This window comes from Massilimicrobiota sp. mt181, assembly GCF_055420065.1.
The window spans coordinates 1-7,487 of sequence record NZ_JBVAYN010000044.1 but is presented as its reverse complement, the minus strand read 5'-3'; the positions used below and the strand labels follow the sequence as shown (position 1 = coordinate 7,487).

Sequence of the window (7,487 nt, the reverse complement as noted above, 5' to 3'; positions counted from 1 at the left end):
AAATGGGGATAATTCACTTATCCCTTTTTTTATTTATATGGGAAAAAGGACATATAAAAAATCCGATAGCATTATTCAAAGTGCCTATCGGATTTTTCCATATCTATTTATTTTTAAGCAATTGGGCAGCAGCTTCATCAACAATCAAGATACAATCAGGATGATCTTGTAATGCACTAGCTGGAACATCTGTTGTTTTTGGTCCTTCAACAGTTGCTTGAATAGCTCTTGCTTTACCTTCACCAGAAGCAATCAGTAAAACTTTTTTGGCTTTCATAATATTAGCAATTCCCATACTTACAGCTTGTTTAGGTACATCTTCAATTTTTCCATTGAAGAATAAACGTGCGTTGTCTTCAATTGTTGATTGTTTTAAATCAACTTTATGTGTTACTGAATCAAAAGGTGTTCCTGGTTCATTAAATCCAATATGTCCATTAGAACCAATACCTAACAATTGAATATCAATAGGATTTTCTTCTAATAATTGATTGTATGCTTTGCATTCTTCATCAATATTTCCTTTTCCTTTTGGAACATGAACATTGTCCATATTGATGTCTAATTCATTAAATAAGTTATGGCACATAAAATAGTGGTAACTTTGTGGATGAGATTGATCTAAACCAAAATATTCATCAAGATTAAATGTTTTAATATCTTTATATGATGTTCCATTTTTTTTATGATCTTCTCTCATTAATTCATAAAGCCTAATAGGTGTAGATCCCGTAGCTAAACCTAAATTGGCAGATGGATTGTTTTTTACAACATCCAACATAATTTCACAAGCTTTTTGACTTGCTTCTTCATAATCTTTTACAATAATGACTTTCATTTGTGTCCCTCCTATAATATATCTCTATTATATAACAAGACCATTGAAATGAAAAGGGACTATTTTCATATTTTGAAAATAGTATTTTCCATAAATATAGAAAGATTAATCTTTATTTTATATGAAAAATAAGGTAAAATAAGACTATATGGAGGTAGGTCAAAATGACAATGATTAAAGGTATTGCGGCATCTAATGGTATTGCAATTGCGAAAGCATACAAATTAGTTATGCCTGATTTAACAGTTACAAAAGAAACTGTTGAAGATGTAGAAAAAGAAATTAAAGCTTACGAAGAAGCAATGGAATGTACAAGTAAGCAACTTGAAGCAATTAAAGAAGCTGCTTCAAAAAATTTATCTGCTGAAGAAGCAGCTGTTTTTGATGCGCATGCACTTGTTTTATCTGACCCTGAATTGAAGACTCAAGTTGAAGATAAAATTAAGAATGAAAAATGTAATGCTGCTGCTGCATTAGAAGAAGTTGCAAATACATTTGTAACAATGTTTGAATCTATGGGGGATGAATACTTTAGAGAAAGAGCTGCTGACATTAAAGATGTTTCTCGTCGTCTTTTAGCTAATCTTTTAGGTAAATCATTACCTAACCCAGCATTGATTGATGAAGAAGTTGTAATTATCGCAGATGATTTAACTCCTTCTGATACAGCACAATTGAATAAAAATCTTGTAAGAGGATTTGCAACAAACATTGGGGGAAGAACATCACATTCAGCTATCATGGCAAGAAGTTTGGAAATTCCTGCTGTTGTGGCATGTAAAACAATTACTGATGAAGTTAAAGACGGAGATATGATTGCTCTTGATGGTATTGAAGGAGTTGTCATGATCAATCCTGATGAAGAGACAATTAAAGAATATACAAAGAAACGTGATGAATATATTGCTTATAGAGAAGAATTAAAGAAATTAGTTAATGAAAAAACTGTATCAACTGATGGTCATCAAGTTGAATTGGTTGCGAATATCGGTTCACCAAAAGATCTTGAAGGTGTTAAAGAAAATGGTGGAGAAGGTGTTGGATTATTCAGAACTGAATTCTTATATATGGAATCTGCTGAATTACCAAGTGAAGATAAACAATTTGAAGTTTATAAAGAAATTCTTGAAGGAATGGCAGGTAAACCTGTTGTTGTAAGAACATTGGATATTGGTGGAGATAAAGAAATTGAAGCTATCGATTTACCAAAAGAAATGAATCCATTCTTAGGTGTTCGTGCTATTCGTTTATGTTTCCAAAGAGAAGATATCTTTAGAACACAATTAAGAGCGTTATTGAGAGCATCTGTTTATGGTGATTTAAGAATTATGTTCCCAATGATTGCGACATTAGGTGAATTTAGAAAAGCTAAAGGTATTTTAATGGAAGAAAAAGAAAAATTAGTTGCTGAAGGTGTTAAAGTATCTGATACTATTCAAGTTGGTATTATGATTGAAATTCCTGCAGCTGCTGTATTAGCAGATCAGTTTGCTAAAGAAGTTGATTTCTTCTCAATTGGTACTAATGACTTAATTCAATATACATTTGCTGCTGATAGAATGTCTTCAGGTGTATCTTACTTATATCAACCATTTAATCCTTCAATCTTACGTTTGGTTAAACATGTTATTGAATCAGCTCATAAAGAAGGAAAATGGGCAGGTATGTGTGGAGAAATGGCAGGAGAACCAATGGCTGCACCATTATTACTTGGTTTAGGTCTTGATGAATTCTCTATGTCTGCTACATCTATCTTAGCACAAAGAAAACTTATCAGAAGCTTATCTCAAAAAGAAATGGCAGATTTAGCTAATCAGGCTATTAACTGTACAACAATGGAAGAAGTTGTTGCTTTAGTAGAAAAAGTTGTAAAAAAATAAAAGACATGAAATAAATAAAGCCAGTAAAGAAAATTATTCTTTATTGGCTTTTTTAAATATGTGTTCTTCTATAATCTCCACAATACTTTCTAAAAATTTCTGATCTTCTGTTGTGAATCTATTAAATGATGGAGAATCAATATCCAAAACAGCAACAAGATTGTTATTGACAATAATGGGGAGAACAATTTCACTTTTACTACGACTATCACAGGCAATATGTCCACTGAATTGATGAACATCTGGTACGCAAACGACTTTATGCAATAGAGCGGCCTTTCCACATACACCTTGACCTATAGGAAGTCTCGTGCAAGCAACTCGACCCTGAAAAGGTCCTAGAACCAATTCGTTGTCTTCTAACAAATAAAAACCAACCCAATTGATATCATGTAAAATTTCATTTAAAAAAGCAGAAATATTCGCTAAATTAGCAACGAGATGATTTTCATCTCTAACAAGTTCATAGGCTTGTTGTAAAAATAATTGTGTATCCATTGCTTTCACCTCTTTTTTAGTATAACATAAGTATATCATAGAATTAAGAGGTAATAAAAATGGAAAATCAAAAGTTCAAAGGATATGGAATGTTTGAAAATCATCCAGAATATACTCGTGCTATAGCAAGACGTGAAAATATTTATCAGCGAAGATTTGATTTGAGAAGCGAATTTGCAAGAGATTATACAAGAATCATTTTTTCACAGGCTTATCGACGTTTAAAACATAAAACGCAAGTCTTTTTTGCTGTAGAAAATGATCATATCTGTACACGTAGTGAACATGTCAATCTGGTTGAATCTATTGCTTATACAATAGCTAATCAATTAGGTTTGAATACAGAATTAACCAAAGCAATAGCAATGGGACATGATTTGGGTCATGCTCCTTTTGGACATGGGGGAGAAAGTATTTTAACTGAAATCGCTAAATCTCATCATTTAGAGAAATTTTGGCATGAGAAAAATAGTTTACATTTTGTTGATGATATTGAGTTGTTAGAAGATAATAATCATAATCAGCACAATCTTAATTTAACATATGCAGTTAGAGATGGAATTATATCACATTGTGGAGAAATGAATCAAAAATATATTCAAAGACGTCATGAGTATATTGATTTAAATGATTATCAATATGCCGGTGAATATAATCCATGGACATATGAAGGATGCGTTGTCAAAATGTCTGATAAAATTGCTTATCTAGCAAGAGACATTGAAGATGCATTAAGTTTAAAGGTTTTATCACAACAACAGGTGGATGATTTAAGAAATCAATTAAATCATATGGGAGAACATCAATTTTATGCTATTAATAATGGCTCTATTGTCAATTATTTTATTCATGATGTCATTGAAAATTCAAATATTGAAAAAGGTATAGGTTTATCACAGGAAGCATTTGAAAAAATGAAAGTCATTATGAAATTTAATTATCAAAATATTTATTTAATTAAAAGAGTTCAAATACATGAAAAATATGTATCATTGATACTACATTCAATTTTTGATTTTTTATATGATTATAAAGATAAAACAGATTTTATAAGTGCATTAAATAAAGATTTAAAACAATATCCTAAACTTATAGGTCATTATCTTGCCTGGTTAGAAAAATATGCTTTTATTCCTCAATATCCAAAAAAACAACAATATCAAAATCATGTTGTATATGATTTTGTACAAGATCCACAAGCTTTTGAGAAAAGTATTATAGATTATTTGGCTGGAATGACAGATGCTTTCATTATTCAATTATTTAATGAGCTGATTTCTTTTTAAAAAATATTTAAGTGAGTCCAAATATGTGATAAAATAAAGCAATGAAATGAGGGATGATAATGCCAATTAAAATACCTGATAATTTACCTGCTGCAAAAATATTAAAAGAAGAAAATATCTTCATTATGGATGAAACACGAGCAACAACACAAAGAATTAGACCTTTAAAGTTATTAATTTTAAATATTATGCCAACCAAAATTGTTACAGAAACACAATTATTAAGATTATTATCTAATACACCATTGCAGATGGAAGTTGATTGGATACATATGGCTTCGCATGAATCAAAAAATGTTTCTAAAGAACATTTATTAGCATTTTATAAAACTTTTGATGACATAAAGGAAAACAGATATGATGGTTTGATTATTACCGGAGCCCCTGTTGAAAAGTTAAAATTTGAAGAAGTGGATTATTGGCAAGAGTTAACACAATTGTTAGAATGGTCAAAAACTCATGTTTTCAGTTGCTTTTTTATATGTTGGGCTGCTCAAGCTGCACTCTATTATTTCTACGGAGTATCTAAATATTTATTACCACATAAATTAACAGGTGTCTATCTTCATCATACCAATGTAACAAAGATGAAAAGAAAAATTTTGAGGGGATTTGACTATCAATTTTATGCACCACATTCAAGATATACAAGTGTTTCTAAAGAAGATATAGAAAAAATTGATAATTTAGATATTTTGGCAGAATCTGAAGAAGCAGGTGTTTATATTGTTGCATCAAAGGATGGATCACATTTTTTCATAACAGGACATCCTGAATATGATCCAGATACTTTGGACAAAGAATATAAACGTGATTTAGCTAATCCAGATATTGTCAGTGAAATGCCAAAGAATTATTACTTAAATGACGATATTCATAGTGAGATACAAGTCAAATGGCGTTCTCATGCTTATTTGATTTTTGCAAATTGGTTAAACTATTATGTTTATCAGGAAACGCCTTATAATTTGGAAGATTTAAAAGAAAGATGATATTTATTAGCAGATTATGGAAATTCTGCTAAAAAAATCATCTTTTTTTTGTTGAAAAAACCTAAAACTGATTGAATTTTATGTAGCCATTATATATAATTTTTCTTGGAATGTAATGAAAGAAGGGGGTTTTTTTAATGAGAAAAAAGTTATTTCGAGTGTTTATGTTAGTTATCTCTTTAACGCTAGTTATGGGGTTGTTTATAAATATTTCAAATCAAAATAATATAGAGGCAAAAGATTCTACACAGGACGGTCCTGAAGTCACTGATTATTTTACTATAATTAATGAAGATGGAAGTTCAATGGTTATTGATTTTGACGATATTGAAAATGATGATTCTGAAATCATTGAACAAACAAAGGAGTATGATTTGGTCGCAAATTATGGTGATGAGCAAGAAGTTATCGCTACTTATGAGACAGAAGATGAAGCTCAGGCAGCCTTGAATCGAAGATTAAAACTCAGATCATTTGCGACATACTCTGTTGAAGAAAATACAAAAGCTATTGAATATGGTGTTGTTTATTTAAAATCTACAGGTCATGATGGTAATAGTTATTTAACTTATGATAATGTTTTAACTGGTTATGATGGATATACAACAGGAAGTTACGCCAAAGATGCTGCTTATATTGGTACAGTCAATGGAAAAATTCGTGCAAAACAAGCGGGAACAATAATGGATTTTGACTCACGTGACGTTACTATTGTAGATTATAAAGATGCTAATATTTCATATTACTATGTGGAAAATGGTTATTTATATCATAGATATTATTATGGATCAAATGGTAATTATAGTTCTCAAAGAGTAGGTAAAAAACCGAGTTATTTAAATACAGGTACGAAGTATTATAGTTATGATGGTCATTATTTCTATACAAGTTATCCAACAATGATTAAAGACTATCAAAATAGCAATACATCTTATCCTAATGCAGTTAATAAATCAAATCCTTTCTATAATTATTATCAATTTCTTTCACATCGTTCTAAAACAACTTTAACTGCATCAAATTTTGATGCAATTACAAATGATAAAGTTGGTTCTAGTTCATCAAAAATGAAGAATATGGGACAATATTATATTGAAAATCAAAATACATATGGAGTTAATGCTTTATTAATGTTTGGTGTATCAGGAAATGAAAGTGCTTGGGGAACAAGTTCAATTGCGCAAGATAAAAATAATTTATTTGGACATGGAGCTGTAGATAGTAATCCTTATTATGGGGCTAATGGTTATGCAAATCCTCAAACCAGTATTCAGTATCATGCAGAAAAATTTATATCTAATGGATATTTGGATAATGAGGATTGGCGTTATAATGGAGGACATTTAGGAGATAAATTATCTGGTATCAATGTTCGCTATGCTTCAGATCCTTATTGGGGAGAAAAAGCTGCAAGTGTAAACTATTATTATAATTATGGAAGTGATTATAACAAATATACAATTGGTATTATTAATGAACAACAAAAAAGTTATAAACTTTATAAAGAACCTGCTTCAACAGTTGCTCATACATTGGGAAGTGGTAGAAGCCCACGTACATATAATTTACCAGTCATTATCTTAGATACTGTGACTGTATCTGGTAAAAAATGGTATAAGATTCAAAGTGATACAGCATTAAATGAATCACGTACAGATACGGATTGGGATAATCAATATAAATTTTCAAGAGATTATTTATATGTTCCAGCTTCAGATGTTACTATAGTTGTCAATGGAACTAACAGTAGTACATCAGATGGATCAACATCTTATATCACTGGAGATGTTAATGGTGATGGAAAAATTTCATCTAGTGATTTGCTAAAATTAGAAAAATATATTATTAATTCTTCTAAAAATAATTTAACATCCCTACAAAAAGAAGCTGCTGATATTAACAATGATGGAAAAATAACAACAAGTGATTTATTGAAATTAGAAAAATATATAGTTTTTGGTACAAAATTTTAATGAATGGAGTTTTTTATGAA

Annotated in this window: 6 protein-coding genes; 4 read left to right on the top strand and 2 right to left on the bottom strand. The window is 30.0% G+C overall.

Annotated elements, in window-relative coordinates; genetic code table 11:
• Positions 1-103 precede the first annotated feature (103 nt).
• On the bottom strand, positions 104-838 hold the full coding sequence (nagB, locus tag ACZYT4_RS13735; protein ID WP_463786849.1) for a glucosamine-6-phosphate deaminase: 735 nt from the start codon (positions 836-838) through the stop codon (positions 104-106).
• 170 nt (positions 839-1,008) lie between these two features.
• Between nagB and ptsP the strand changes: the two genes are divergently transcribed.
• Positions 1,009-2,718: a phosphoenolpyruvate--protein phosphotransferase gene (gene ptsP, locus ACZYT4_RS13730; RefSeq protein ID WP_463786852.1), complete on the top strand. Its 1,710-nt coding sequence runs from the start codon at positions 1,009-1,011 to the stop codon at positions 2,716-2,718.
• A 33-nt stretch (positions 2,719-2,751) separates the two neighbouring features.
• Here ptsP and ACZYT4_RS13725 read toward each other — a convergent pair whose 3' ends face one another.
• On the bottom strand, positions 2,752-3,216 hold the full coding sequence (locus ACZYT4_RS13725) for a GAF domain-containing protein (RefSeq protein ID WP_463786845.1): 465 nt from the start codon (positions 3,214-3,216) through the stop codon (positions 2,752-2,754).
• 59 nt (positions 3,217-3,275) lie between these two features.
• Here ACZYT4_RS13725 and ACZYT4_RS13720 point away from each other — a divergent pair, with 59 nt between their 5' ends.
• From ACZYT4_RS13720 to ACZYT4_RS13710, 3 genes are all read left to right on the top strand, one after another.
• Complete coding sequence (locus ACZYT4_RS13720; RefSeq protein WP_463786843.1) at positions 3,276-4,502, top strand: deoxyguanosinetriphosphate triphosphohydrolase family protein; 1,227 nt, start codon at positions 3,276-3,278, stop codon at positions 4,500-4,502.
• A 59-nt stretch (positions 4,503-4,561) separates the two neighbouring features.
• A complete protein-coding gene (metA, locus tag ACZYT4_RS13715; RefSeq protein ID WP_463786841.1) occupies positions 4,562-5,494 on the top strand; it encodes a homoserine O-acetyltransferase MetA in 933 nt (310 codons plus the stop codon).
• 137 nt (positions 5,495-5,631) lie between these two features.
• On the top strand, positions 5,632-7,467 hold the full coding sequence (locus tag ACZYT4_RS13710) for a dockerin type I domain-containing protein (protein WP_463786839.1): 1,836 nt from the start codon (positions 5,632-5,634) through the stop codon (positions 7,465-7,467).
• The last annotated feature ends 20 nt before the right edge of the window (positions 7,468-7,487 follow it).